Below are 23243 nucleotides of genomic sequence, written 5' to 3'. Positions count from 1 at the left end.
CAATGCCGCATGACTGCCGCCACGATCCCTGCCCACGCTGACCTGTCCGGCCCGCTGCTGCGCATGCTCGGCCGGGTCGAGCACGGCCCCACCTTCGACGCGATGCGCGCCTTCACCGAGGCCCGCACGCCCGACACGCCCGACGAGATCTGGCTGTGCGAGCACCCGCCGGTCTTCACGCAGGGCGTGGCCGGGCGGCCCGAGCATGTGCTGGGCGCGGGCAGCATTCCGGTGGTGGCGACCAACCGCGGCGGCCAGGTCACCTTCCACGGCCCCGGCCAGGTGGTGGCCTATCCGCTGATCGACCTGCGCCGGCTGGGCATCTTCGTCAAGGAATACGTCTACCGCGTCGAGGAGGCGGCGATCCGCACGCTGGCCGAGTTCGGCGTGACCGGCCACCGCGTCGCGGGGGCCCCCGGCATCTACGTGCGGCTGGACGATCCGTTCGCGCACGGCGCGCTCACCGGCCCGGCCGATCCGCGCGACCCGTTCCGCGGCCTGGGCAAGATCTCGGCGCTGGGCATCAAGGTCAGCAACCACTGCACCTACCACGGCGTGGCGCTGAACGTGGCGATGGACCTGGAGCCCTTCGACAGGATCAATCCCTGCGGCTATCCCGGGCTTCGCACGGTCGACTTGGCTACACTCGGCGTCTCGACCGACTGGGCGACGGCCGCCGACCTGCTGGCCCGCTACCTCGCCCGTCTGCTGAGCCGCTGAAGGCTCGCCGCCGCCGCCCCCGCTTCGCCGCCTCTCCGTCCCCATCGGGATCCTGGACGCACCATGCCGACCGACAACGTCACCCACACCGCGCAGACCGGCGCGAACTACGACCCGACCGCCAAGCAGAAGGCCGAGGCCAAGACCGCGCGCATCCCCATCAAGATCGTGCCGGCCGAGACGCTGAAGAAGCCCGACTGGATCCGCGTCAAGGCGGGCAGCCCGACCACGCGCTTCTACGAGATCAAGCAGATCCTGCGCGAGCACAAGCTGCACACCGTCTGCGAGGAAGCCTCGTGCCCGAACATCGGCGAATGCTTCGGCAAAGGCACCGCGACCTTCATGATCATGGGCGACAAGTGCACCCGGCGCTGCCCGTTCTGCGATGTCGGCCACGGCCGCCCGGACCCGCTGGACGTGGACGAGCCGGCCAACCTGGCCAAGACCATCGCCGCGCTGAAGCTGAAGTACGTCGTCATCACCAGCGTGGACCGCGATGACCTGCGCGACGGCGGCGCCGGCCACTACGCCGAGTGCATCCGCGCCACCCGCGAGGCCTCGCCGCAGACGCAGATCGAGGTGCTGGTGCCCGACTTCCGCGGCCGCCTGGACAAGGCGCTGGCGATCCTGAAGGACGCGCCGCCCGACGTCATGAACCACAACCTCGAGACCGTGCCGCGCCTCTACAAGGAAGCGCGCCCGGGCGCCGACTACCAGTTCAGCCTGACGCTGCTCAAGCGCTTCAAGGAAGAGGTGCCGCACGTCCCGACCAAGAGCGGCCTGATGGTCGGCCTGGGCGAGACCGACGAGGAGATCCTCGAGGTCATGCGCGACATGCGCGCGCACGACATCGACATGCTGACCATCGGCCAGTACCTGGCGCCCTCGGGCCACCACCTGCCGGTGCGCCGCTACGTGCACCCGGACACCTTCAAGATGTTCGAGGCCGAGGCCTACAAGATGGGCTTCACGCACGCCGCCGTGGGCGCGATGGTGCGCTCGAGCTACCACGCCGACCAGCAGGCGGCGCACGCGGGCGTGACGCCGGCGGCCTGAGCGGCACCGCCGGATCAGGCGGTCCGCGCCGCGTCCTCTCCGAAGCGGTGGCCGCGGGCCGGATGCAGCGACCAGCCGCCGTCGCCATGCAGCCGCAGCACCTGCTGGTGATAGGCCAGCAGCGCCGGCCGGTGGCTGATGCTGACCGGCGTGCTGCCGGCGGCCACCAGCCGCGCGTACAGCAGCGCCTCGTTGGCCGCGTCCAGCGCGCTGGAGGCCTCGTCCAGGATGACGAAGCGAGCCCGCGAGCGCAGCGCCCGCGCGAAGGCCAGGCGCTGCTGCTCGCCGGTCGACAGCACCTTGGCCCAGTCGCGCACCGCGTCGAGCCCGCCGACGCGGTCGGCCAGGTCGGGCAGGTTGACCTCGCGCAGCAGCGCCCGCAGCTCCTCGTCGGGCAGCGGTCGGTCCGGATGCGGGTAGAGCAGCTCGTCGCGCAGCGTGCCGGTGCCCAGGTAGGGGTGCTGCGGCAGGAACATCACCTCGTCGCCGTCGGGCCGGACGATGCGGCCCGAGCCGGTGGTCCACAGCCCGGCGATCGCACGCAGCAGCGAGCTCTTGCCGCAGCCGCTCGGGCCCTCGATCAGCAGGCCGTGGCCGTCACGGATCGTCAGCGACAGGTCGCTGATCAGCAGGTGCTCGCGCTGCGGCGTCATCACCGCGACATGCTCGAGCGCGAAGTCGCGCCCGGGCAGCGTCTCGATGCGGCTGTCGCTGCGGCCGCCGCCGGCCTCGAGCCGGTCGAGCGCGAGGCTGAACTCGTGCAGCCGGTTCACGCCGGCCCCGAAGCGGCTCAGGCTCTCGAAGTGCTGCACGATCAGCGTCAGCGCGCCGAGGATGGCCGAGAAGGCGCCGGCGGCCTGGATCGCGCGGCCGACCTCCATCTCGCCCGACAGCACCTGGTCGGCGATGATGACGCTGGGCAGCGCCATGGTCAGGAAGCTGTGGCCGTACTGGAACAGGTTCAGGCCGAACTGCCAGCGCAGCACCTGGCGTGCATTGCCGTACAGGCTGGCGAACAGGCCGCGCAGCCGGCCGAGCTCCTCGTGCTCGCCCTCGTGGAAGGCGATCGGCTCGGCATGCTCGCGCAGCCGCACCATGCCGAAGCGGAAGTCGGCCTCGCGGCGCAGCTGGCGGAAGTTCAGCCCGATCAGCGGTCGGCCGAACACCGCGATCGTGATCCAGGTGCCCGCCACCGCGTAGACGATCAGGAAGGCGACGAGCAGGCGCGAGATCGACCACAGCACGCCGGTGAAGGCCACCAGCTCGATGAGCGCACCCAGCAGCACCATCAGGAAGTACAGCGACTGGCCGGTGAAGCTGTTGACGTCCTCGGCGATGCGCTGGTCGGGGTTGTCGATCGCGGCGCCGGACTGCTGCGTCAGCCGGTAGAAGGCGCGGTGGCCGAGGTAGCGGCCGAGCAGGTGCGTCGTGAGCCAGCGCCGCCAGCGCAGCCCCAGCGTGTCGCGCACGAAGTAGTAGCAGGCCCACAGCGGCACGGCCACCACCAGCAGCAGGCTGAAATGGCGGATCGCGCGCCAGAAGCGCTCGGCGTCGCCGGCAGCCAGCGCCGAGGTGAACTCGCCGCTCTGCTGGTTGAACAGCACGTTGAAGCTGGTCTGGCCCAGCAGCAGCACGATCAGCAGCGCCATCAGGCCGATGGCGTGCGTGCGCTCGGCACCGCTCCAGTACGGACGGGCCATCGCGACGAAGCGCCACCACAGGCGGCGGTCGACGGGAGGATGGTCGATGGGTTCGGCTCGGTTCATCGGGAGGCGGGTGCAGGACAGGACTGTCGCGGTCCGGACTCACAGGCCGGCACAGGCGCGATGCCTATCCGGAAGTCAGTGGTCCCGTGGGCTTCGGGGGCGGATCATCATGGGCCCTGGAGTGTTCATCATGGATCTTTCTGTCCGCTGCCTGTCCGTCCACCGTGTGCGCCCGGGGGCGCTGATCGCCTGCCGGGCGGGCAGCTCCTCGCGGCTGCGCCGCCAGGGGCGCAGCCTGGTGCCGGCCGGCGTGGGCACGATCGTGCGCTGCCGGTGGAACGAGCGGCTGCACGGCATCAGCCTGCAGGCGAGCTGCGGCTGAGCACGGCCTCGCGCACGGTCTGGTGCACGAAGGCAAGCCGGTCCAGCACCGGATCGGCGACCACGAAGGGCCAGGCGTCGCCCTGGCCGAGGCTGCGGCCCATGCTGTTGAGAAAGCGTGACAGCGGCAGCCACTCGTCGACCAGCGCCCGGCGGAAGTCGCGCGTGCCGGGCAGCGCGGCCAGCGTGGTGTCGGGCGAGTCCGAGATGTGCATCCAGTGCGCCTAGGTCTCGGCCCAGTCTTCCCAGGGGTGCATGGTCGCGTAGGCGCTGATGTGGCGCTGCGGCCAGTCGGCTGGCACGCCCTCGCGGGTGGCCGCAGGCCTCGCAGCGGGTGTTCTCGAAGAAGACGGTCTGGCTGCAGTGACAGGTGTTCATGACGGGTCGAAAGAGGCGGCGGGGGGCAGGGGTGGAGGGCGCGCGGTCGTCGTCCGAGGGTGTGAGCGTGCGTCGGTGCCGTCCTACAGCGGGCGTGGCGCTTCTCCGATCGAGATGTCGCAGACGGGCTCCCACAATGAATTCATCGGGAATCGAACCCGATGATCGGTGGATCGATCCTGATCGCCACCACTTCCAAGGAGATGCACCATGTTCCGTACCACCGTCGCCGCTCTTGCCGCCGTGTCCGCCCTCGTCGTCCTGCCGGGCTGCGCCGTCAGCCGCGGCCAGTCCACCGTCGGCCAGTATGTCGACGACACCGCGATCACCACCGCGGTGAAGGCCCGCTTCGTGGAGGCCAAGAGCGTCGACGCCACGGCCATCAGCGTCGAGACGCTCAACGGCACGGTGATGCTCTCGGGCTTCGCCAAGAACGCGACCGAGAGGAGCTCGGCCGAATCGCTGGCCCGTGCGGTCAACGGGGTGAAGGAAGTCCGCAACGAGATCGTGGTCCGGATGTGATGCTGTGCGACGGATCGCCGCCCGAGCTGCATCCGGCTGGGCTGATGCCGTGCAAGGCCGGGGCGCTGCTGCGCCGCGGCGCCGCCGGGTACGATCAGGGCATCATGAAGACCACCGGATCCTGCGCGAGTGGATGACGCTCCGTCTCCTTCACCGGGGCCTGCGCCCCATGTCCATGCCGCCGGCGAACCCGGCGGCATGACCGTCTGGACGCTGTCGGGCGACTGGCGCGCCGCTGCGCTGCCGGACTGGCCGCAGCGCCCGGCGGCCGCGGGCCTGAGGCTGCGCGCCGAGGCGCTGCAGGGCTGGGACGCGCGCCTGGCCGCGCGCCTGTGGGGCCTGCAGCGGGACGGAGCATCGCCGGCGGTGGTGCTCGACGACTCGTTGCCCGAGGGCCTGCGCGCGGTCATCGCCCAGGCGGGAGCGCTGGCCGCAGCAGATCCCGCAGCCGCTGCCTCGCCGCAGCGGGCCGTTTGGTGGCGCGGGCTGGAGCGCCTGGGCCGGCGCGTGCTCGACGGTCACGGCCAGTTCGCGGTCAGCCTGGGCTTTGTCGGCCAGACGCTGCTGGCGCTGGCGCGCGTGCCCGGCGGCGGCAGCGGCCTGCGCGGGCGCGATCTGGTCTGGCAGGTCGAGCAGACCGGCCCGCGCAGCCTGCCGATCGTCTCGCTGGTCAGCCTGCTGGTCGGCATGATCCTGGCCTACATGGGCGCCGAGCAGCTGCGCCGCTTCGGCGCGCAGGTCTTCATCGCCGATCTGGTGACCATCGGCAGCGTGCGCGAGATCGCCGCGCTGATGATGGCCATCCTGCTGGCCGGCCGGGTCGGCGCCGCCTTCGCCGCCGAGCTCGCCAGCATGAACGCCAGCGAGGAGATCGACGCGCTGCGCACGCTCGGCCTCGATCCGGTCGAGCATCTGGTGCTGCCGCGGCTGCTGGCGCTGCTGCTGGTGGCGCCGCTGCTGACGGTCTATGCGGCGCTGCTGGGCATGGTCGGCGGCTGGGTGGTCGCCGTGGGCGTGCACGGCGTCGATTCCTTCCAGTACCTGCAGCGCGCCCGCGAGGCGCTGACGCCCGCCCATCTCGGCATCGGCCTGTTCAAGGGCACGCTCTACGCCGGCCTGGTCGGGCTGGCGGGCTGCCGCCAGGGGCTGAACGCGCAGCGCAGCGCCGAGGGCGTCGGCCGGGCGGTGACCGCCTCGGTGGTGCAGGCCATCGTCTGGGTCGTCGTGGCCGCCTCGGTGACGACCATCGTCTTCCAGCGGCTCGGATGGTGATGGCGACGGAGGCCGACATCATGCGGGTCGAGGGCCTGACGATGGCGCACGGCGAGCGCATCATCCAGCAGGGCCTGGACTTCGCGGTGCGCCGTGGCGAGATCCTGGCGATCATGGGCGGCAGCGGCTGCGGCAAGAGCACGCTGCTGCGCCACATGATCGGGCTGCAGATGCCGGCGGCCGGGTGCATCCGGCTCGAGGGCGAGGACCTGAACGACGCCGACGAGCGGGTGCGCCGGCGCCTGCGCCGCCGGCTGGGCGTGATGTTCCAGGCCGGTGCGCTGTGGAGCTCGATGAGCGTCGGCGAGAACCTGATGTTCGCGCTGCGCGAGAGCCTGCGCGACGACGATGGCCGACTGCGCCAGCGCCAGCGCATCGACGACGAGGCGCTGGCGCTGCAGGCGCGCTTCCGGCTCGCGCTGGTCGGGCTGGACGGCAGCTTCGAGCGCCTGCCCGCCGAGCTCAGCGGCGGCATGCGCAAGCGCGCCGCCATCGCGCGCGCGCTGTGCGCCGACGCGCCGCTGCTCTTTCTCGACGAGCCCTCGGCCGGGCTGGACCCGCTGGCCTCGGCCCGGCTCGACGCGCTGATCCTGCAGCTGCGCGACCGGCTCGGCACGACGGTGGTGCTGGTCACGCACGAGCTCGACAGCCTGTTCGCGGTCGCCGACCGCGCGCTTTTCCTCGACGCGCGCCAGCGCACGATGACCGCGCTCGACAACCCCCACCATCTGCGCGAGCACGGCCCCGACGAGGTCCGCGCCTTCCTGCGCCGCGACCGGAGCGATTCCCGATGAACGACGGCCCGTCTTCCCGAGCCCCCCGATCTCCTCGGCCTTCCCGCGCCTCACGCCCGGTGCTGATCGGCGCCTTCGTGCTGGGCGCGATCGTGCTGATCGTCGCGGCGGTGCTGGCCAGCGCCGACGGCCGGCTCTTTGCGCGCAAGGACAGCGTGGTGATGCACTTCAGCGGCTCGATCTTCGGGCTGCAGGTCGGCGCGCCGGTGGTCTTTCGCGGCGTGCGCCTGGGCAGCGTGACCTCGATCGGCCTGAGCTACGACGCCGGCCAGGACCGATTTTCCATCCCGGTGGTGGCCGAGCTCGACCCGGCGCTGATCGACCAGGTCGGCGCCGGCGGCGAGCGCCGCGACGGGCTGCGGCTGCAGACGCTGGTCGAGCGCGGCCTGCGCGCGCAGCTGCAGATGCAGAGCCTGCTCACCGGCCAGCTCTACGTCGACCTGGATTTCCGGGCCGACCGGCAGGCCTCGCGGCTGGGCGCGCGCGGCGGCATGATCGAGATCCCGACGGTGACCACCGCGATCCAGGACATCAAGAACCAGGTCGACGGCATGGACCTGCGCCGCATGGTCGACGATCTGGCCTCGATCGCGCATTCGGTGCGTCAGACGGTGGGCTCGCCCCGCATCGCGTCGACGCTGGACCAGGTCGAGCAGACCGCCGCCAGCCTGAACCGGCTGGCCGAGCGGCTGGACCGGCGCAGCGGCCCGCTGCTCGATGCCGCCGATCGGGCGCTGGGCGACACCCGGCGCTCGATGGGCGACATGTCGGCGGCGGCAGCGCGGGTCGGCGCGGCCGCTTCGGGCGCCGAGGCGCTGCTGCAGCCCGATGCGCCGCTGATGCGCAGCCTGGGCCGCAGCGCCGACGAGCTGGCCCGCACCGCCGCGGCGCTGCGCGAGACGGCCGAGGCCGCTGGCCCCGACAGCGTGCTGCAGCAGAAGCTCGAGCAGACGCTCGATGACTTGTCCCGTGCCGCGCGCTCGCTGCGCGCGCTGTCCGACACGCTGGAGCAGCAGCCCCGCTCGCTGCTGACCGGCCGCCCCCAGGAGCTGCCATGACGATCTCGCGCCGCCGGATGCTGTCCGGCCTGGGCCTGAGCCTGCCCCTTGGGCTGACGCTGGCCGGCTGCGCCGCAGCGCCCACCCGGGTGCCGCGCCTGTTGCGCCTGGAAGCCGATCCGGAGCCCGAGCTCGGTGCCGCGATCGATCTGTCGGCCGCACCGGTCTGGCACCTGCAGCGCGTCCAGCTGCCGGCCTATCTCGACCGCGAGCTGGTGCTGGCCGGGCAGGGCGCGGGGGCGCTGCAGGCGCTGCCGGAGGTGCGCTGGGCCGAGCCGCTGGCCGAGGCGGTGCCGCGCCTGCTGCGCCGAGACCTGGCGCGGGCGGCGGCCGAGGCGGGGCAGCCGGCCCAGGTCTGGGGCGCCGCGCTGCCGGCCGGGCTGCGCGCTGCGCTGCGCCTGCGCATCGACATCGAGCGGCTCGAAGCCGATCGGGTCGCCGGTCGGATGCGGCTGGCCGCGATCTGGGGGGTGTCCGATCCGGCCGGACGGCAGGCGGCCCGCGCCGGCCAGCTCGAGCTGGCCGAGCCGCTGGTCGGCGACAGCTCGGCCGAGGCGCTGGTCGCCGCCCATCGCTGCGTGCTGCAGCGGCTGGCCCAGGCGGTCGCGGCCTCGTGCCTCCGCGCCGCTCAGCCCAGCGCCGGATAGTCGGTGTAGCCGGCCTCGCCGCCGCCGTAGAAGGTGGACGGATCGGGTCGGTTGAGGGCTGCGCCCTGGCGGATGCGCTCGACCAGATCGGGGTTGGCGATCGCCAGCCGGCCGAAGGCGACCGCCTCGGCCTCGCCGCGCCCGAGCAGGGCCTCGGCGCTGTCCGGATCGAGGCCTTCATTGGCGATGACCGCGCCGCCGAAGGCCTCGCGGATGAGCGGCAGCAGCCGGCCGGCGCCCAGGTGCTCGCGCAGGCACAGGAAGGCCACGTCGCGCCGGCCCAGCTCGCGCGCCACCTGCGTGAACAGCGCCTGCGGGTCGGAGTCGCCCATGTCGTGCGCGTCGCCGCGCGGCGCCAGGTGCACGCCGACCCGCCCTGCGCCCCAGACCTCGATCGCCGCGTCGACGATCTCCAGCAGCAGCCGCATGCGGTTCTCGATCGGGCCGCCGTAAGCGTCGGTGCGGCGGTTGCTGCGGTCCTGCAGGAACTGGTCGATCAGGTAGCCGTTGGCCGCGTGGATCTCCACGCCGTCGAAGCCGGCGCGCCGGGCGTTCTCGGCGCCCTGGCGGTAGGCGGCGACGATGCCGGGCAGTTCCTCCAGCGCCAGCGCCCGCGGCGTCACGTAGGGGCGCTTCGGACGCACCAGGCTGACCTCGCCGGCCGGCGTGATCGCGCTGGGCGCGACCGGCGGTTCGCCGTCGAGAAAGACCGGGTCGGAGATGCGCCCGACATGCCAGAGCTGCGCGACGATGCGCCCGCCGGCGGCATGCACCGCCTCGGTCACGCCGCGCCAGCCCTCGACCTGCGCCTCGCTCCACAGCCCCGGCGTGTCGGCATAGCCCACGCCCTGCGGCGTGACCGCGGTGGCCTCGCTCAGGATCAGGCCGAAGCCGGCGCGCTGCGCATAGTGGCGCGCCATCAGCGCGTTGGGCACCCGGTCGGGGCCGACCGCGCGGGCCCGCGTCAGCGGCGCCATCACGACGCGGTTGGGCAGATGCAGATCACCGAGCTGCAGCGGAGCGAGAAGTTGTCGGGTCATGGCGTCGTGTTGCTGATTTGTTTAGGAAAGCTGAAGACGCGCGGGGCGCGCGTCATCGTGTGCCTGCCTTCAGCCGTTGTGGGGGCTCCGACAGCGATCACAAGCACCGTCCCACCGCCATGAAGCACTTCCTTCGCACCATCGAACATCAAGCTCCGCGCCGTCTGCCGGTGCAGGAGCGCCAGACCGACAAGGGCCGCAAGCAGGAAACCTTCGACTACGGCCGCATCGACAGCCACTCGCGCGGTCTGGCCTTCGCGCTGCGCATGGACCGCAAGCGCTGACGCGCTGCTGCATCTGGGGCGCAGGCCTGGCCAAGGAGGCCGGGTCCTCCGCCAAGAAAAGCCGGGTCCGGACCCTGGCCGACACAAGTCTTCAGTTCGTGATGTAATTCACTGAAATGAATAATTCGTGTCGGTTTCGTGAAGCGTGGCAAGTGCGTGGAAGCGACTTGTCATGTCTGCAGACGGCAGGAGGCCCCGCACCATGAACTTTCATCGCTCCTCTCTGCGCAGCCTGTCCGAGCGTGCGCTGATCCCGTGTGCCCAGCTGGCGCTGCTCTGCCTGGCGCTGCCCGCCATCTTGCTGGCCGTGCTGGCCGGCGGGCTGGTGGCCGTGCTGGCCGGGCTGCTGTCGACGGTGGGCCTGACCCACCGCCAGCCTCGCGCACCCTGGCACCGGGCCGGCGTGGCGCTGCGGGTGCTGCTGCGCCGGACCGCGGGCTGATCCGCTTACTGCTTGACCGCCTCGACCTGGATCACCAGGCGCATGTCGTCGGCGAAGCCGTAGTTCAGGCCGTAGCTGGCGCCCCACTGGCTGCGCTTGATGGTGGTCTCGAAGTCGCCGCCGCAGACCTCGCGCTTGAGCATCGGGTTCTGGTAGCAGTTGAACTTGGTCGCCTTCAGCGTGACCGGGTGGGTCTTGCCCATCAGCGTGAACTGGCCGGTCACTTCCTTGACCTTGTCGCCCTCGAACACGAACTTGTCGCCGACAAAGCGGGCGGTCGGGTAGGCCGCGACGTTCAGGATCTCGGCGCTCTTCAGGTGGCTGTTGAACGGGCCGGTGCCGGTGTTGACCGAGTCGACGTCGATGGTGATGTCGACCTTGCCGGTCTTGCCGGCGCGATCGAACTGGACGGTGCCTTCCTTCTTGTCGAAGCGGCCGCGGTTGGTCGAGGTGCCGAAGTGGTCGATCTCGAAGGTCACGAAGGTGTGCGTCGGCTCGATCGCGTAGGTGGCCGACTGGGCCTGGGCAGCGGTGGCGAACAGGGCCGAGGCGGCGGTCAGGGCGAGCAGGGTCTTCTTCATGGCAGGGTCTCCGTCAAGGGGGTCAGGGTTGGGTGAGAGAAAAGAGGGAATGCGGTTCAGAGCGCCGGCACGCCGCTCAGGTTCAGCTTGAACTTCACCTGCACGTCGTTGGCGACCATCGAGGTGTCGGCCCAGTCGCCTTCGCCGATCTTGAATTCGAGGCGCTTGATCGCGAAGGCGCCGGTGGCGGTGGTGCTGCCGCCGGCCTGGGTCAGCGCGACCGGCACGACCACGTCGCGGCTGCTGCCCTTGATGGACAGCTTGCCGGCCACCTCGAACTTGCCGGCGCCGACGGCCTTGATCGCGCTGGACTGGAAGGTGGCCTGCGGGAACTTCGGCACGTTGAACCAGGTGGCCTTGGGCAGCTCGACATCCACCTCCGGCGAGCCGAAGGTGGCGCTGCCCATGTCGATGGTGAAGGCGACCTTGCCGGCTTCCGGCTTCTTCGGGTCGAAGGCGATCTGCGCGTCGAACTTGCGGAAGCGCCCTTCGACCGGCACGCCCATCTGCTTGCTGACGAAGAGCATCTCGCTCTTGGCAGCGTCGAGCTTCTGCTGGGCCAGGGCGGGCGTCGGCGCGACGACCAGGGCGGCGAAGGAGGCGGCGGCCAAGGCCGCGGTGCGCAGGATGACGGTCATGGAAGAACTCCGGAAATCAGGATGAGCGGGTGGCTGCTGGGCGATCAGCGCGTCTCAGCGCGGCGCCGGACCCAGGCCCATGCGGCCGAGCAGGCGGTCGCGGTCGATGAGCTGGTGCTTGAGCGCGGCGGCCACATGCAGCACCACCAGGCCGGCCAGGCCGAAGGCGCTCAGTTCGTGCAGCGGCTTGATCGATTCGGCCAGCGCCTTGTCGACCGGCATGAAGTCCGGCAGCGGCAGCACGCCGAACCAGACGATCGGGAAGCCTGCTGCCGAGCTGTAGGCCCAGCCGGTCAGCGGCACGGCGAAGAACAGCACATACATCAGGTGGTGCGTGCCGTGGAAGGCGCTGCGCTGCCAGCCCGGCATGGCCTTGTCGATCGAGGCCGGCAGCGCCGGCGGGCGGTTCGCCAGGCGCCACAGCAGCCGGGCGGCCGACAGCGCCAGGATCGTCACGCCGGCCCACTTGTGCCAGTTGTAGAGCTTGAGCCGCGTCGGCGAGAAGGGCAGGCCGGTCATGTAGACCCCGACGCCGAAGGCTCCGACGATGCCCAGCGCCAGCAGCCAGTGCAGCGCGATCGCGGTGGCGCCGTAGCGCGAGGAGGAAGAGGGTGTGCTCATGGCGGAGGGATCTCTTGTCAGCTGGTGCACAGCTTAGAGGGCCCTCCGTTCAGGCAGATTCACGGGTCTTGATGCATGCGTATCAATCGTTTGAATGACGATCGTCGCTCTGCCGGGTCGTTCCGGCCCGCGCGTGCCAGCGACCGATGCCCTGATGGATCTCGCCCAGCGTCGGCAGCATCAGGACGCCTTCGACGCCGCGCCGCTGCATCGCCGCCTGCGGCGTGCCGGCCCACAGCTCGACCGGCTGCGGCAGCCGGGCGCGCAGCTCGGCCAGATGGTCGAGCGAGGCACCGGCCGGGCTGACCATCGAGAAGCCGAGCGCGACGATGTCGGCGCGATGCGCGCGCGCGGCGGCGACGATGTCGGGCATCGGCGTCTGGCAGCCCAGGTTCATGCAGCTCGCGCCCTCGAGGGTGAACAGCGCCTCGGCCATCAGCAGGCCCAGGCCGTGCAGTTCTCCGGGGAAGGTGGTCAGCAGCACCCGCGGCGTGCCGTCGGCGCGCATTTCCGGCGCGGTGGCGATCGCGGTGCGCAGCACCGTCTCGATCGCCTCGCTGCACAGGTGTTCCTCGAAGACCTCGAGCTGGCCGCGCGACCAGGCCTCGCCGATCTCGACCAGCAGCGGCTGCGCGACCTCGCCGATGAAGTGCGCCAGGCCGCGGCGCAGAAGCGTCTGCATCAGCGCGCGGCGCAGGCCGGCCACGTCATGCGCGCGCAGCAGCTCGTACAGCGCCTTCGGCTCAGCCTTCAGGGCCGGCTCGGCCGCTGCGGCGGTCTCGCCGCCCGAGAGCTGGCCCACCCGCTGCAGCTCCTCCAGCGGCAGGCCGACGATGCGTCCCGGGCGCCAGCCCGCATCGAGCAGGCGGCGGATGTGGCGCAGCTGCTCGACCTGCTCGTGCGGGTAGAGGCGCTCGCCATTGTCGTCGCGCAGCGGACGGGGGAAGCCGTAGCGGCGCTCCCAGACGCGCAGCGTGTCCTTGCCGAGGCGGGTGTCGCGTTCGACGGCGGCGATCGTGAACATGGTCAGTGCGGTGGGTGCCCGGTCATTCATCAGGGGGCTCCGAGTGTGCCGCACATCGCCGGCCGTGAGCCCGGTCTGCGATGTCGCGTTTTCGTCGATAAATTGTCCTGGACAAACATTGTGGTTTTTGTCTGTCATGCCTAATATTAGAACCACATCCACTGTTTGCCCAAGACAAATCATGTTCAAGGCAACTCTTCTTGCGGCGCTGTGCGCACTGTTCATCGGCATGGCTCCGGCGCAGGCCGCCACGCCTGCCGCGGCCACGCCCTCCGGCGCTGCGGCCTGTCCCGCCTTGCTCGACCGCACGGTGCCGCGGCTGCAGGACGAGAAGCCGCAGTCGCTGTGCCAGTACGCCGGTCGCGTGGTGCTGGTGGTCAACACCGCGAGCCAGTGCGGCTTCACCTCGCAGTACCGAGGGCTGGAGGCGCTCTACCGCAAGCACCAGGGCGATGGCCTGGTGGTGCTGGGCTTTCCGTCGAACGACTTCGCCGGCCAGGAGCCGGGCTCGAACGCGGAGATCGCCGCCTTCTGCGAGGACCAGTTCGCGGTGCGCTTCCCGATGTTCATGAAGACGCCGGTCACCGGCGCGAAGGCCCATCCCTTCTATGCCGATCTGGCCAGGCTGTCGGGCAGCACGCCGAAGTGGAACTTCCACAAGTACCTGATCGGGCGCGACGGACGCACCGTCAAGGCCTACACCAGCTTCACCACGCCGGAGGACGGCGCGCTGCTGCGCGACATCCGCGCCGAGCTGGCCCGCCGCTGAGCGGCGTCCTCCCCGCATCTTCTCCCCACCGGAGCCCGGACATGTCTGCTCACATCTCGACCCTCGCGGCGGCTGCCGTCCGGGAACTTCCGCACGCAGGTCGGCTCACAGCCAGTGCATCCGATCGGCTTCGGCCTGCGTATCCGGTCCTCATGGACACCGAATTCGCCGCTCCTGCCGATCGGGCAACGATTTTCACGCCGTGCAGCCTGTCCGGACCCCGCGTTCCGGCAGCCCCCCGGAGGCGGATCCTCTCCTCCTCCCTCCCTCCCTTCTTCCCCTTCGGGCGCTGCACGGCGTCTCTTCTGTCCACCCCTCGCACCGCCGGGAGGGCCTGAGCCATGCGACGCATCGCGATCATCGGCTCAGGCATCGCCGGCCTGTCGAGCGCCTGGCATCTGTCGGCGCCGGGCTCGGACTGCAGGGTCACGCTCTACGAGGCGGGCTACTACCTCGGCGGCCACACCCACACCGTCGACGTGACGCTGCCCGGCCCGGACGGGCGGGCGCACACGCAGGGCGTCGACACCGGCTTCCTGGTCTTCAACCACCGCACCTACCCGGAGCTGCTCAAGCTCTTCGCCGAGCTGCGCGTCGACACGGCGCCCTCGGACATGTCCTTCTCGGTCCAGGCCGAGCAGGGGCGGCTGGAGTGGAGCGGCTGCAACCTCGACACGGTGTTCGCGCAGCGCGCCAACCTGTTCAGCCCGCGCTTCCTGGGCATGCTGCGCGAGCTGCTGCGCTTCAACCGCCGCACCACCGAGCTGGCGCGCACGGGCAGCGAGGCGCAGCTGGCGCAGTCGATCGGCGAGTTCCTCGATGCCGAGCGTTTCTCCGACACCTTCCGGCGCTGGTACTTCCTGCCGATGATCGGCTGCATCTGGTCCTGCCCGACCGAGCAGATGCTGCAGTTCCCGATCGCGACGATGATCCGCTTCTGCCACAACCACGGGCTGCTGCAGGTCAGCGACCGGCCGCAGTGGCACACGGTGCGCGGCGGTGCGCGCCACTATGTCGAGAAGATCGCCGCGCGGCTGCCCGATGTGCGGCTCTCGACGCCGGTGCGTTCGCTGCGCCGCCTGCCCGAGGGCGGCGTGATCGTCAGCGCCGCCGACGGCGAGGCGCGCTACGACGAGGTGGTGCTGGCCTGCCATTCCGACCAGGCGTTGCGCCTGCTGGGCATGGATGCCAGCGCGGACGAGCGAGCGGTGCTGGGCGCGATCCGCTACCACCCGAACCGCGCGGTGCTGCACACCGACGAGAACCAGTTGCCGCAGCGCCGCAAGGCCTGGGCCGCCTGGAACTACGAGCACGCCGGCGACGCGGGCCGCGAGCGCTCGGGCGTGTGCCTGCACTATCTGCTCAACCGCCTGCAGCCGATGCCGTGGACGCAGCCGGTGATCGTCTCGCTCAATCCGGTGCGCCAGATCCGGCGCGAGCACATCCTGGGCGAGTACGACTACAGCCACCCGGTCTTCGACCTGGCGGCGATCGAGGCGCAGCGCCGGCTGCCCGCGATCCAGGGTCGGCGCCACACCTGGTTCTGCGGGGCCTGGACCGGCTACGGCTTCCATGAGGACGGGCTGAAGTCGGGCCTGGCGGTGGTCGCGGCGCTGCGCGAGCGTGTGGCCGATGCCGGTCCGCATCTGAAGCTGGTCCGGCCCGTTTCGGCAGCGGAGGCGGCATGAACCCGCCGCGTGCGCTGATCGGCCGAGGCCCGGTGCGCCATGCGCGGCGCCGGCCGGTGGCCCGCGCCTTTCGCTACGACACCTGGTTCCTGCTGCTGCCGATGCGCACGCTGCGCCAGCAGCCCGATCCGGTGTTGGCGCGCAACCGCGCTGCGCGGGTCAGCTTTCATGACTGCGATCATGGCGACGGCGGCGACGATGCGCTGGCCTGGTTCGAGCGTCTGCTGGCGGCCGAGGGCATCACGGACGCCGACGGCGAGATCTGGCTGCACACCTACCCGCGCGTGCTGGGCTACGCCTTCAAGCCGGTGAGCTTTTGGTACGCGCACCGCGCTGACGGCGCGCTGCGCGCCATCGTCGCCGAGGTCAACAACACCTTCGGCGAGCGCCACTGCTACCTGCTCGACCGCCCGGCCTGGGGCCGCGAGCTGCGCGCCGACAAGGTCTTCCACGTCTCGCCCTTCTGTCGTGTCGAGGGCCGCTACCGCTTCCGCTTCCTGCGCACCCCCGAGCGCACCGTGGTGCGCATCGACCATGACGACGCCGACGGCCGCGAGCTGATCAGCACCAGCGTCAGCGGCCACCTGGAGCCGCTGACGGCCGAAGCCCTGCACCGTGCCTGGACCGCCCACCCGCTGCTGACGCTGGGCGTGATGGCGCGCATTCACTGGCAGGCGCTGCAGCTGTGGTGGCGCCGCGTTCCCTTCTTCCACAAGCCGGTGCCGCCTGCGGCGCTGGTGAGCCGATGAGCCTGACCGAGCGAGATCCACGATGAACCAGCCCGTCCGTTCCGCCGCGCTGCCCGGCCTGTCACTGCGCCCGTCCGTGTCCGCGTCGACCCCGACCGAGATGCTGCTGCCCCGGGGCGCCAGCGCCGCCACCCGCACCGTGCTGGGCCTGCTCAAGCGCATCGAGCACGGCACGCTCGACCTGCGCTGGCCGGACGGCTCGCACCTGCGCCTGGGCTCGGGCCTGGAGCCGCGCGCCACGCTGGTGGTGCACGACCAGAAGGTGTTCGCCGCGGCGCTGAAGTCCGGCGACATCGGCTTCGCCGAGGCCTTCATCGCCGGCGACTGGGACACCGACGACCTGCCGGCGCTGCTGCGCCTGCTGCTGCTCAACCGCGAGGCGATCGAGCGGCTGATCTTCGGCGGCTGGTGGGGCTCGCTGCTGCACCGGCTGCAGCACTGGCGCAACCGCAACAGCCGCGAGGGCAGCCGGCGCAACATCCACGCGCACTACGACCTCGGCAACGCGTTCTACCGGCTGTGGCTCGACCCGACGATGAACTACTCGAGCGCCTGGTTCGACGGCGATCACGGCCGCGCGCTGACCGAGGCGCAGGACGCCAAGGTGGCCCGCGCGCTGGTCGAGGCCGGTGTGCAGCCGGGCGGCCGGGTGCTGGAGATCGGCTGCGGCTGGGGCGCGGTGGCCGAGGCGGCGGCGCGGCGCGGCGCGCACCTGACCGGCGTGACGCTGTCGACCGAGCAGCTCGCCTGGGCCCAGGAGCGTCTGGCGCGCCAGAGCCTGGGCGGCCAGGCCGAGCTGCGGCTGCAGGACTACCGCGACATCGCCGACGCGCCCTTCGACGCGCTGGTGTCGATCGAGATGTTCGAGGCGGTCGGCCGTGCCTACTGGCCGTCCTACTTCGAGACGGTGGCGCGCTGCCTGAAGCCGGGCGGGCGCGCCTGCATCCAGACCATCACCATTCGTGATGACCTGTTCGATCGCTATGTGCGCTCGACCGATTTCATCCAGCAGTACATCTTTCCCGGTGGCCTGCTGCCCAGCGACCGCGAGTTCCGCCTGGCCGCCGGACGCGCCGGGCTGGAGGTGGAGCGCACGCTGGCCTTCGGGCCGGACTACGCCGAGACGCTGCGGCGCTGGCGCACGGATTTCCATGCGCAGGCCGAGCAGATCCGCCCGCTGGGCTTCGATCTGCCGTTCATGCGCACCTGGGACTTCTATCTCGCCTACTGCGAGGCGGCCTTCGACACCGGCAACACGAATGTCGTGCAGTACACGCTGAGGCGGCCATGACGACGCGCCGAAGCTGGCTGCGGGTCGCGCCGGCGGTGGCGCTGGGGCTGCTGGCGCCGGTCGCTCGGGCTGCCGAGCCGCCGGCGGAGGTGCGCGCCGCGCTGCCCGAGCCACGCCTGCAGGGCACGATGCGCTTTCGCTGGCTCGGGCTGTCGATCTATGACGCCCGGCTGTGGCGACCGGGTGCGGCCGCGCCGCTGAGCGCCGAGGACTACGCCGGCCGCGACTTCGCGCTCGAGCTGATCTACGCCCGGCGCCTGTCGGGCGAGGGCATCGCCGACCGCTCGATCGAGGAGATGCGCCGCCTCGACCGCTTCGACGAGGCGCGCGCCGAGGCCTGGCGCGCGGCGATGCGCGCCGCGTTTCCCGACGTGCAGTCCGGCGAGCGCCTGGTGGGCGTGAACCGGGCGGGCCGGGGGGCGCGCTTCCTGCATCAGGGCCGCCCCACCGGCGAGGTGGCCGAGATCGAGTTCGCACGGCTCTTCTTCGGCATCTGGCTGTCGCCGCGCGGGCCCGAGCCGCAGCTGCGCGCCGCGCTGCTGGGCACGGGCGGATGAGCGCCGCGATCGGCGCCGGCCTGCGCTATGGCGCGCTCGGGCTGCCGCTGGCCTTCGTCGCGCTGCCGCTCTACGTGGTGCTGCCCAACCATTACGCTGAGCAGTTCGGCGTGCCGCTGGCGGCGCTGGGCGGCGTGCTGCTGGCGGTGCGCTCGCTCGACGCGCTGCTCGATCCGTGGATCGGCCAGCGGGTGGATCGGCTGCTGTCGGGCCCGTTCTCGCGCACGCTGCGCTGGCTGGCGCTGGCGGCGGCGGTGCTGATGCTCGGGCTGACCGGGCTGTTCTTTCCGCTGCCGGCGCTGGGCGGCGAGCTGCCGGCGCTGCTGGCCTGGTGCGCGGCGCTGCTGCTGGCGACCTGCCTGGCCTGGAGCGTGGCCAGCGTGCTGCACCAGGCCTGGGGCGCACGCCTGGGCGGCGACGATGCGATCCAGGCGCGCCGGGTGGCCTGGCGCGAGGGCGCGGCGCTGGTCGGCGTGGTGCTGGCCAGCGTGCTGCCCTCGCTGGCCGGGCTGTCGGCGAGCCTGACGGTCTTCATCGTGACGCTGGCGCTGGGCGTGCTGGCGCTGGCCCGCGCGGATCGGCCGGTGCCCGCGCCCGATCTGCCGGACACCGAGGCGGCCTCGCCCGGGCCGTGGCAGCTGCCGGCCTTTCGGCGGCTGCTGGCGGTGTTCATGCTCAACGGCATCGCCAGCGCGGTGCCGGCGACGCTGGTGCTGTTCTTCATCCGCGACCGGCTGCAGCTGCCGCAGTGGGAGGGCGCCTTCCTGGCGAGCTATTTCCTGGCCGGCGCGCTGTCGCTGCCGCTGTGGGTGCGCGCGGTCGATCGTCTTGGCCTGGTGCGTGCCTGGGGCGCCGGCATGGTGCTGGCGGTGCTGACCTTCTGCGGCGCGGTGCTGCTGGGCGAGGGCGACGGGCGCGGCTTCCTGCTGGTCTGCGTGGCCAGCGGCCTGGCGCTCGGCGCGGATCTGGCGCTGCCGGGCGCGCTGCTGGCGGCGGTGGTGCGGCGCAGCGGCCTGGGCGGCCGGGCGGAGGGGCGCTTCTTCGGCTGGTGGACGGCCGCCTCGAAGCTCAATCTGGCGCTGGCCGCCGGTCTGGCGCTGCCGCTGCTGCAGTGGGCCGGCTACCAGCCGGGCTCGCGCGATCCGCAGGGCCTGGAAATGCTCGGTCTGACCTACGCATTGCTGCCCTGCGTCTTCAAGCTGATGGCGCTGGCGCTGCTGTGGCGGCTGGCCGGCGCGCTGCCTCCGACATCCCTGCAAGGAGATCCGCGATGACATCCCTGTCCCCCCCGCTGCGCCGCGTGGCCGGTGCCGGTCTGCTCGGCGCGCTGCTGATGCTGGCTGGCTGCGCCTCGCCCGCGGTCGAGCAGTACGCCGCCGAGCAGCCGCGCCTGCTGCTGCGCGAGTATTTCGACGGCCCGATGACCGCGCATGGCGTCTTCACTGACCGCTCCGGCCAGGTCGTGCGCCGCTTCACCGTGAAGCTGGTCGGGCGCTGGAACGGCCCGGAAGGCGTGCTGGAGGAAGACTTCGTCTACAGCGACGGCAAGACCGAGCGCCGCGTCTGGCGCCTGACCGACCACGGCGGCGGCCGCTACACCGGCCGCGCCGACGACGTGGTCGGCGAGGCGCAGGGCCAGGCCGCCGGCAACGCGCTGCGCTGGCGCTACACGCTGGCGCTGCCGGTCGACGGTCGCGTCTGGAACGTGCAGTTCGACGACTGGATGTACCTGATGGACGCCGAGCGCAAGGTGATGCTGAACAAGGCGACGATGAGCAAGTTCGGCATCCGCCTGGGCGAGGTCACGCTGGCCTTCCACAAGCCATGAGCAGCGCCGGCCTCAATCCGTGTCTGCGCGACTGGCACGGGCAGGGCGTCTGGATCGTCGGGGCGTCCTCGGGCATCGGCCTGGCGACCGCCGAGGCGCTGGCGGCGGCGGGTGCGCGGGTGGTGGTGTCGGCGCGCAAGGCCGGGCCGCTGCAGGACTTCGCCGCGCGCCACGCCGATGCGCTGGCGCTGCCGCTCGATGCCTGCGCGCCGGGGGCGCTGGCGGATGCCATGCCGCGGGTTCTGGCGCACCTGGGCCGGCTCGATCTGGCGATGTACTGCGCCGGCCACTACGCGCCGATGCGCGCCGACCGCATCGATCTGGAGGATGCGCTGCGCCATCAGGACATCAACGTCGGCGGCGCCTGGCGGCTGCTCGACGCGGTGCTGCCAGTGCTGCTGGTGCAGCGCACGGGCCATGTCAGCCTGGTGTCGAGCGTGGCTGGCTACCGTGGCCTGCCGATGGCGCTGGCCTACGGGCCCACGAAGGCCGCGCTGACCAGCCTGGCGCAGAGCCTGTGGCAGGACCTGCATCCGCGCGGGCTGGGCGTGTCGGTGATCTGCCCGGGTTTCGTCGCCACGCCACTGACCGCGGGCAACACCCACCCGATGCCGGCGCTCATCTCGCCGGAGGAGGCGGCGCGCCAGATCCTGCGCGGCTGGGCGCGCGGCGAGTTCGAGATCCATTTCCCCAAGCGCTTCAGCCGGGTGATGAAGCTGCTCGGCCTGATCGGCCTGGTCAGCGATCGCGCAGCCTTTGCGATGCTGCGGCGCACGACCGGGCTGTGACGATTTTCAGCGTCCGGTCGGTGGGCTGTCCGCTTCATCCGCTTCGTCATCCGCGCTGTCCGGCGCCTGCTGCTGGCCCTCCGACAGGGTGTGCAGCTGGAAGCGGCCGCTGCGGTCGATCAGCCAGATCTCGTCCCAGCGCACCGTGTCCAGCCCGGCCGGCGGGCGCGGATAGGGCTCGGCGGCGCGGATCAGATGCTCGATCCACGGCAGCACCTCGCGGGCAACCGCGGGCTCGCGGGTGATCTCGATGCGGCTGACCCGCCCGTGCGCGTCGATCGTGGTGCGCACGCCGGCGATCGCGTGCAGGAAGGGCGGCAGCAGGCCGTCGTGAATCCGCTCGGGATGGTTCAGGTAGAGGTGGCGGGCGCCGTCGATCCGATAGGCCGCCTCGGTGGTGGCCATCGTCGCCAGCGCAGGGCGGGGGGCGCGCGCGGGCAGCGCCGTGTCGAACTGGGCAAGGGCGGGCAGGGCGATGCCGATCAGCAGCCCTGCCAGCCAGCCTTTTTTCCCCCGCAACCGTGACGGGGGGGCGCTCGGGCTTTCGAGGGGCCGGCGCCGACATGGGGCCGAGGCCGACGGCGTCAGTCGGGCGGCGGCAGGATGGGCTCTGGCGTGCATGGTGCGCGAAGCGTCGAGGGTGGCGCGCTCAGCGCATCCAGCCCTTGCGGCGGAAATACACCAGCGGTGCGGCGATCGACAGCGCCATCAGGCCGAGCGCGAGCGGATAGCCCCAGCGCGAGCTCAGTTCGGGCATGTGCTGGAAGTTCATCCCGTAGATGCTGGCGATCAGCGTCGGCGGCAGCATCGCCACCGAGGCCACCGAGAAGATCTTGATGATCTTGTTCTGGTTGATGTTGATGAAGCCGACGGTGGCGTCCATCAGGAAGTTGATCTTGTCGAAGAGAAACGCGGTGTGGCTGTCGAGCGAGTCGATGTCGCGCATGATCTGGCGCGCCTCCTCGAACTGCTCCGCGTTGAGGAGCCGGCTGCGCATCATGAAGCTGACGGCGCGGCGCGTGTCCATCACGTTGCGGCGGATGCGGCCGTTCAGATCCTCCTGGTGCGCGATGGCCGACAGCGCCTCGGCGGCGGCATGGTCGTCCACCTCCTGCTTGAGCACCCGCGCGCTGACCTTCTCCAGCGCGTCGTAGATGCCCTCCAGCGCATCGGCCGAGTATTCCGCGTCGGCGTCATAGAGCTTGAGCAGCACATCCTTGGCGTCCTCGATCATCGCCGGGATGCGCCGCGCGCGCAGCCGCAGCAGCCGGAACACCGGCAGATCCTCCGCATGGACCGAGAACAGCACGCCGTCCTTCAGGACAAAGGCCACGCGCACGTTGCGCGGCGTCTCGCCGTCATCGATCAGGAAGTCGGAGCGGATGTGCAGCTCGCCGTTGTCTTCCTCGTAGAAGCGGGCGGACTCCTCCAGGTCGTCGTCGACGATGTCGTCGGGGATCGTCAGGCCGAAGCGCCCCAGGATCCAGCCTTTCTCGATCGGCGTGGGGGCTTCCAGATCGACCCAGACCGGCGACACATGGGCCAGTGCGTCCGGCTGGTCGACCTCTTCCTGGAACAGACGGCCGCTGGCCAGCGTGAAGACGTTGAGCATCGGGAACGGCGCGCGCAGGGGAGTTCAGGGCCAGCCGATTATTGCACCGTCGCAGGGTGCGGGCCTGAATGAGCGCAAACCCGGAGATTAATCCCGTTCTCGCGGTACCAGCGCAATTCCACACAGTGCCTGCAGGGTGTGATGACCCGGGCTTGTCAGCCTTTCATGAAAGGGTCACACTGAATCCAAGCCAGACATCAAGAGCAAGAGGCAAAGACCTGCGGATTCCTTCTGTCCTCGAGAAAACCGCCCTCATCAGGCCGTGTCTTCTCCAGGCTGTTTTCCTGACAACGACAGCATCTTCCCACCCCAACCTCTCGAAAGGAGGCCACATGAATCTGACGATCAGCGGTCATCATCTGGAAGTCACCCCGGCTCTGCGCGAGTATGTGCTCACCAAGCTCGACCGCGTGACCCGGCACTTCGATCAGGTGGTGGACGTCAACGTGCTGCTCACCGTGGAGAAGAACAAGGAGAAGGAGCGTCGTCAGCGTGCCGAGGTCACGCTGCATGTGAAGGGCCGCGACATCTTTGTTGAGAGTTCGCACGAGGATCTGTATGCCGCGATCGACCAATTGATGGACAAGCTCGACCGACAGGTCGTCCGCCACAAGGACAAACTTCAGAACCACCACCACGTATCGCCGAAGCGAGGCACTGCGTTCACCGAGGCCGTCTGAGGCCTGTTCACCTGCCACGGCAGGTATCGCGACCTCCGCCGGGTCGCACGGAAGACGGCCCCTCGACGGGGCCGTCGCCACTTCTGCGCTTCTGCGGTCGACCTGAAAAGCAAAATA

27 protein-coding genes and 1 pseudogene are annotated in these 23243 nt (G+C 70.9%); 19 read left to right on the top strand and 9 right to left on the bottom strand.

Going from position 1 to position 23243, the window contains the following annotated elements; genetic code table 11:
- The first annotated feature begins 63 nt into the window (after positions 1–63).
- A complete protein-coding gene (gene lipB / locus BW996_RS02405) occupies positions 64–720 on the top strand; it encodes a lipoyl(octanoyl) transferase LipB (RefSeq protein ID WP_037477344.1) in 657 nt (218 codons plus the stop codon).
- A gap of 63 nt (positions 721–783) precedes the next feature.
- Entirely contained in the window at positions 784–1776 is a 993-nt protein-coding gene (lipA, locus tag BW996_RS02400) for a lipoyl synthase (protein WP_037477294.1), read from the top strand.
- A gap of 14 nt (positions 1777–1790) precedes the next feature.
- Here the strand turns inward: lipA and BW996_RS02395 are convergent, their stop codons facing one another.
- A complete protein-coding gene (locus BW996_RS02395) occupies positions 1791–3542 on the bottom strand; it encodes an ABC transporter ATP-binding protein/permease (RefSeq protein ID WP_037477292.1) in 1752 nt (583 codons plus the stop codon).
- Positions 3543–3672: 130 nt separating this feature from the next.
- Here BW996_RS02395 and BW996_RS02390 point away from each other — a divergent pair, with 130 nt between their 5' ends.
- The gene (locus BW996_RS02390) at positions 3673–3864 is read left to right on the top strand and encodes a hypothetical protein (RefSeq protein WP_076458534.1); all 192 of its coding nucleotides are present in this window, start codon (positions 3673–3675) and stop codon (positions 3862–3864) included.
- On the opposite strand, the pseudogene BW996_RS02385 reads toward BW996_RS02390, so the two are convergent.
- Positions 3839–4174 (bottom strand): annotated as a pseudogene (locus BW996_RS02385) (putative zinc-binding metallopeptidase); the annotation flags it as partial. The gene BW996_RS02390 and the pseudogene BW996_RS02385 sit on opposite strands and share 26 nt — an antisense overlap.
- 277 nt (positions 4175–4451) lie before the next feature.
- Here BW996_RS02385 and BW996_RS02375 point away from each other — a divergent pair.
- The 5 genes from BW996_RS02375 (at position 4452) to BW996_RS02355 (ending at position 8534) form a co-directional block, all read left to right on the top strand.
- A complete protein-coding gene (locus tag BW996_RS02375) occupies positions 4452–4763 on the top strand; it encodes a BON domain-containing protein (protein ID WP_037477287.1) in 312 nt (103 codons plus the stop codon).
- Between the two features lie 198 nt (positions 4764–4961).
- A complete protein-coding gene (locus tag BW996_RS02370) occupies positions 4962–6035 on the top strand; it encodes an MlaE family ABC transporter permease (RefSeq protein ID WP_051631421.1) in 1074 nt (357 codons plus the stop codon).
- Complete coding sequence (locus tag BW996_RS02365) at positions 6029–6829, top strand: ABC transporter ATP-binding protein (RefSeq protein ID WP_037477286.1); 801 nt, start codon at positions 6029–6031, stop codon at positions 6827–6829. The genes BW996_RS02370 and BW996_RS02365 overlap by 7 nt, the downstream gene beginning before the upstream one ends.
- The gene (locus BW996_RS02360) at positions 6826–7887 is read left to right on the top strand and encodes an MlaD family protein (protein WP_051631420.1); all 1062 of its coding nucleotides are present in this window, start codon (positions 6826–6828) and stop codon (positions 7885–7887) included. The genes BW996_RS02365 and BW996_RS02360 overlap by 4 nt, the downstream gene beginning before the upstream one ends.
- On the top strand, positions 7884–8534 hold the full coding sequence (locus tag BW996_RS02355) for a PqiC family protein (RefSeq protein ID WP_037477282.1): 651 nt from the start codon (positions 7884–7886) through the stop codon (positions 8532–8534). The genes BW996_RS02360 and BW996_RS02355 overlap by 4 nt, the downstream gene beginning before the upstream one ends.
- Here the strand turns inward: BW996_RS02355 and BW996_RS02350 are convergent.
- Complete coding sequence (locus BW996_RS02350) at positions 8516–9574, bottom strand: alkene reductase (protein WP_037477280.1); 1059 nt, start codon at positions 9572–9574, stop codon at positions 8516–8518. The genes BW996_RS02355 and BW996_RS02350 overlap by 19 nt on opposite strands.
- Before the next feature lie 119 nt (positions 9575–9693).
- Between BW996_RS02350 and BW996_RS21590 the strand changes: the two genes are divergently transcribed.
- Together BW996_RS21590 and BW996_RS02345 are read left to right on the top strand one after the other, a co-directional pair.
- On the top strand, positions 9694–9858 hold the full coding sequence (locus BW996_RS21590) for a hypothetical protein (protein WP_156027794.1): 165 nt from the start codon (positions 9694–9696) through the stop codon (positions 9856–9858).
- Between the two features lie 202 nt (positions 9859–10060).
- The gene (locus tag BW996_RS02345; RefSeq protein ID WP_037477279.1) at positions 10061–10300 is read left to right on the top strand and encodes a hypothetical protein; all 240 of its coding nucleotides are present in this window, start codon (positions 10061–10063) and stop codon (positions 10298–10300) included.
- A 5-nt stretch (positions 10301–10305) separates the two neighbouring features.
- Here BW996_RS02345 and BW996_RS02340 read toward each other — a convergent pair whose 3' ends face one another.
- The 4 genes from BW996_RS02340 to BW996_RS02325 all read right to left on the bottom strand — a co-directional run bounded on the left by BW996_RS02340 (position 10306) and on the right by BW996_RS02325 (position 13164).
- Positions 10306–10881, bottom strand: a complete 576-nt coding sequence (locus BW996_RS02340; protein WP_037477277.1) for a YceI family protein — start codon at positions 10879–10881, stop codon at positions 10306–10308.
- 56 nt (positions 10882–10937) lie between these two features.
- The gene (locus BW996_RS02335; RefSeq protein ID WP_037477275.1) at positions 10938–11519 is read right to left on the bottom strand and encodes a YceI family protein; all 582 of its coding nucleotides are present in this window, start codon (positions 11517–11519) and stop codon (positions 10938–10940) included.
- Between the two features lie 54 nt (positions 11520–11573).
- A complete protein-coding gene (locus BW996_RS02330; RefSeq protein ID WP_037477273.1) occupies positions 11574–12140 on the bottom strand; it encodes a cytochrome b in 567 nt (188 codons plus the stop codon).
- An 82-nt stretch (positions 12141–12222) separates the two neighbouring features.
- On the bottom strand, positions 12223–13164 hold the full coding sequence (locus tag BW996_RS02325) for a MerR family transcriptional regulator (protein WP_245801899.1): 942 nt from the start codon (positions 13162–13164) through the stop codon (positions 12223–12225).
- A 181-nt stretch (positions 13165–13345) separates the two neighbouring features.
- Between BW996_RS02325 and BW996_RS02320 the strand changes: the two genes are divergently transcribed.
- The 8 genes from BW996_RS02320 (at position 13346) to BW996_RS02285 (ending at position 20834) form a co-directional block, all read left to right on the top strand.
- Complete coding sequence (locus tag BW996_RS02320) at positions 13346–13933, top strand: glutathione peroxidase (RefSeq protein WP_037477271.1); 588 nt, start codon at positions 13346–13348, stop codon at positions 13931–13933.
- A gap of 341 nt (positions 13934–14274) precedes the next feature.
- Complete coding sequence (locus tag BW996_RS02315) at positions 14275–15621, top strand: NAD(P)/FAD-dependent oxidoreductase (protein WP_051631418.1); 1347 nt, start codon at positions 14275–14277, stop codon at positions 15619–15621.
- Positions 15618–16370: a DUF1365 domain-containing protein gene (locus BW996_RS02310; protein WP_037477269.1), complete on the top strand. Its 753-nt coding sequence runs from the start codon at positions 15618–15620 to the stop codon at positions 16368–16370. Before BW996_RS02315 ends, BW996_RS02310 begins: the two co-directional genes overlap by 4 nt.
- Positions 16371–16392: 22 nt before the next feature.
- A complete protein-coding gene (locus tag BW996_RS02305) occupies positions 16393–17661 on the top strand; it encodes an SAM-dependent methyltransferase (protein WP_051631417.1) in 1269 nt (422 codons plus the stop codon).
- A complete protein-coding gene (locus BW996_RS02300; protein ID WP_037477267.1) occupies positions 17658–18218 on the top strand; it encodes a chalcone isomerase family protein in 561 nt (186 codons plus the stop codon). Before BW996_RS02305 ends, BW996_RS02300 begins: the two co-directional genes overlap by 4 nt.
- A complete protein-coding gene (locus BW996_RS02295) occupies positions 18215–19492 on the top strand; it encodes an MFS transporter (RefSeq protein ID WP_037477265.1) in 1278 nt (425 codons plus the stop codon). Before BW996_RS02300 ends, BW996_RS02295 begins: the two co-directional genes overlap by 4 nt.
- A complete protein-coding gene (locus BW996_RS02290; protein WP_037477263.1) occupies positions 19489–20046 on the top strand; it encodes a DUF3833 domain-containing protein in 558 nt (185 codons plus the stop codon). Before BW996_RS02295 ends, BW996_RS02290 begins: the two co-directional genes overlap by 4 nt.
- Positions 20043–20834, top strand: coding sequence for an SDR family NAD(P)-dependent oxidoreductase (locus tag BW996_RS02285; protein ID WP_076458533.1), 792 nt, complete (start codon positions 20043–20045; stop codon positions 20832–20834). The genes BW996_RS02290 and BW996_RS02285 overlap by 4 nt, the downstream gene beginning before the upstream one ends.
- Positions 20835–20840: 6 nt before the next feature.
- On the opposite strand, the gene BW996_RS21585 is transcribed toward BW996_RS02285, so the two are convergent.
- Together BW996_RS21585 and corA are read right to left on the bottom strand one after the other, a co-directional pair.
- Positions 20841–21353 (bottom strand): hypothetical protein, encoded by a 513-nt coding sequence (locus tag BW996_RS21585; RefSeq protein WP_051631416.1) that lies wholly within the window; start codon positions 21351–21353, stop codon positions 20841–20843.
- Positions 21354–21483: 130 nt separating this feature from the next.
- Entirely contained in the window at positions 21484–22446 is a 963-nt protein-coding gene (corA, locus tag BW996_RS02275; protein ID WP_037477258.1) for a magnesium/cobalt transporter CorA, read from the bottom strand.
- A gap of 332 nt (positions 22447–22778) precedes the next feature.
- Between corA and hpf the strand changes: the two genes are divergently transcribed.
- Complete coding sequence (hpf, locus tag BW996_RS02270) at positions 22779–23126, top strand: ribosome hibernation-promoting factor, HPF/YfiA family (protein ID WP_037477256.1); 348 nt, start codon at positions 22779–22781, stop codon at positions 23124–23126.
- The last annotated feature ends 117 nt before the right edge of the window (positions 23127–23243 follow it).

Source organism: Sphaerotilus natans (assembly GCF_900156335.1).
Classification (GTDB): Bacteria; Pseudomonadota; Gammaproteobacteria; order Burkholderiales; family Burkholderiaceae_C; genus Sphaerotilus; species Sphaerotilus natans.
The sequence above is the reverse complement of the archived record's forward strand: the minus strand, read 5'-3'. Positions and strand labels throughout refer to the sequence as shown.

Excerpts from the sequence above, each read along its gene's own strand:
- lipB (WP_037477344.1), top strand. The coding sequence starts at position 64 with ATGCTCGGCCGGGTCGAGCACGGCCCCACCTTCGACGCGATGCGCGCC.
- lipA (WP_037477294.1), top strand. The coding sequence starts at position 784 with ATGCCGACCGACAACGTCACCCACACCGCGCAGACCGGCGCGAACTAC.
- BW996_RS02395 (WP_037477292.1), bottom strand. The coding sequence starts at position 3,542 with ATGAACCGAGCCGAACCCATCGACCATCCTCCCGTCGACCGCCGCCTG.
- BW996_RS02390 (WP_076458534.1), top strand. The coding sequence starts at position 3,673 with ATGGATCTTTCTGTCCGCTGCCTGTCCGTCCACCGTGTGCGCCCGGGG.
- BW996_RS02375 (WP_037477287.1), top strand. The coding sequence starts at position 4,452 with ATGTTCCGTACCACCGTCGCCGCTCTTGCCGCCGTGTCCGCCCTCGTC.
- BW996_RS02370 (WP_051631421.1), top strand. The coding sequence starts at position 4,962 with ATGACCGTCTGGACGCTGTCGGGCGACTGGCGCGCCGCTGCGCTGCCG.
- BW996_RS02365 (WP_037477286.1), top strand. The coding sequence starts at position 6,029 with ATGGTGATGGCGACGGAGGCCGACATCATGCGGGTCGAGGGCCTGACG.
- BW996_RS02360 (WP_051631420.1), top strand. The coding sequence starts at position 6,826 with ATGAACGACGGCCCGTCTTCCCGAGCCCCCCGATCTCCTCGGCCTTCC.
- BW996_RS02355 (WP_037477282.1), top strand. The coding sequence starts at position 7,884 with ATGACGATCTCGCGCCGCCGGATGCTGTCCGGCCTGGGCCTGAGCCTG.
- BW996_RS02350 (WP_037477280.1), bottom strand. The coding sequence starts at position 9,574 with ATGACCCGACAACTTCTCGCTCCGCTGCAGCTCGGTGATCTGCATCTG.
- BW996_RS21590 (WP_156027794.1), top strand. The coding sequence starts at position 9,694 with ATGAAGCACTTCCTTCGCACCATCGAACATCAAGCTCCGCGCCGTCTG.
- BW996_RS02345 (WP_037477279.1), top strand. The coding sequence starts at position 10,061 with ATGAACTTTCATCGCTCCTCTCTGCGCAGCCTGTCCGAGCGTGCGCTG.
- BW996_RS02340 (WP_037477277.1), bottom strand. The coding sequence starts at position 10,881 with ATGAAGAAGACCCTGCTCGCCCTGACCGCCGCCTCGGCCCTGTTCGCC.
- BW996_RS02335 (WP_037477275.1), bottom strand. The coding sequence starts at position 11,519 with ATGACCGTCATCCTGCGCACCGCGGCCTTGGCCGCCGCCTCCTTCGCC.
- BW996_RS02330 (WP_037477273.1), bottom strand. The coding sequence starts at position 12,140 with ATGAGCACACCCTCTTCCTCCTCGCGCTACGGCGCCACCGCGATCGCG.
- BW996_RS02325 (WP_245801899.1), bottom strand. The coding sequence starts at position 13,164 with ATGTTCACGATCGCCGCCGTCGAACGCGACACCCGCCTCGGCAAGGAC.
- BW996_RS02320 (WP_037477271.1), top strand. The coding sequence starts at position 13,346 with ATGTTCAAGGCAACTCTTCTTGCGGCGCTGTGCGCACTGTTCATCGGC.
- BW996_RS02315 (WP_051631418.1), top strand. The coding sequence starts at position 14,275 with ATGCGACGCATCGCGATCATCGGCTCAGGCATCGCCGGCCTGTCGAGC.
- BW996_RS02310 (WP_037477269.1), top strand. The coding sequence starts at position 15,618 with ATGAACCCGCCGCGTGCGCTGATCGGCCGAGGCCCGGTGCGCCATGCG.
- BW996_RS02305 (WP_051631417.1), top strand. The coding sequence starts at position 16,393 with ATGAACCAGCCCGTCCGTTCCGCCGCGCTGCCCGGCCTGTCACTGCGC.
- BW996_RS02300 (WP_037477267.1), top strand. The coding sequence starts at position 17,658 with ATGACGACGCGCCGAAGCTGGCTGCGGGTCGCGCCGGCGGTGGCGCTG.
- BW996_RS02295 (WP_037477265.1), top strand. The coding sequence starts at position 18,215 with ATGAGCGCCGCGATCGGCGCCGGCCTGCGCTATGGCGCGCTCGGGCTG.
- BW996_RS02290 (WP_037477263.1), top strand. The coding sequence starts at position 19,489 with ATGACATCCCTGTCCCCCCCGCTGCGCCGCGTGGCCGGTGCCGGTCTG.
- BW996_RS02285 (WP_076458533.1), top strand. The coding sequence starts at position 20,043 with ATGAGCAGCGCCGGCCTCAATCCGTGTCTGCGCGACTGGCACGGGCAG.
- corA (WP_037477258.1), bottom strand. The coding sequence starts at position 22,446 with ATGCTCAACGTCTTCACGCTGGCCAGCGGCCGTCTGTTCCAGGAAGAG.
- hpf (WP_037477256.1), top strand. The coding sequence starts at position 22,779 with ATGAATCTGACGATCAGCGGTCATCATCTGGAAGTCACCCCGGCTCTG.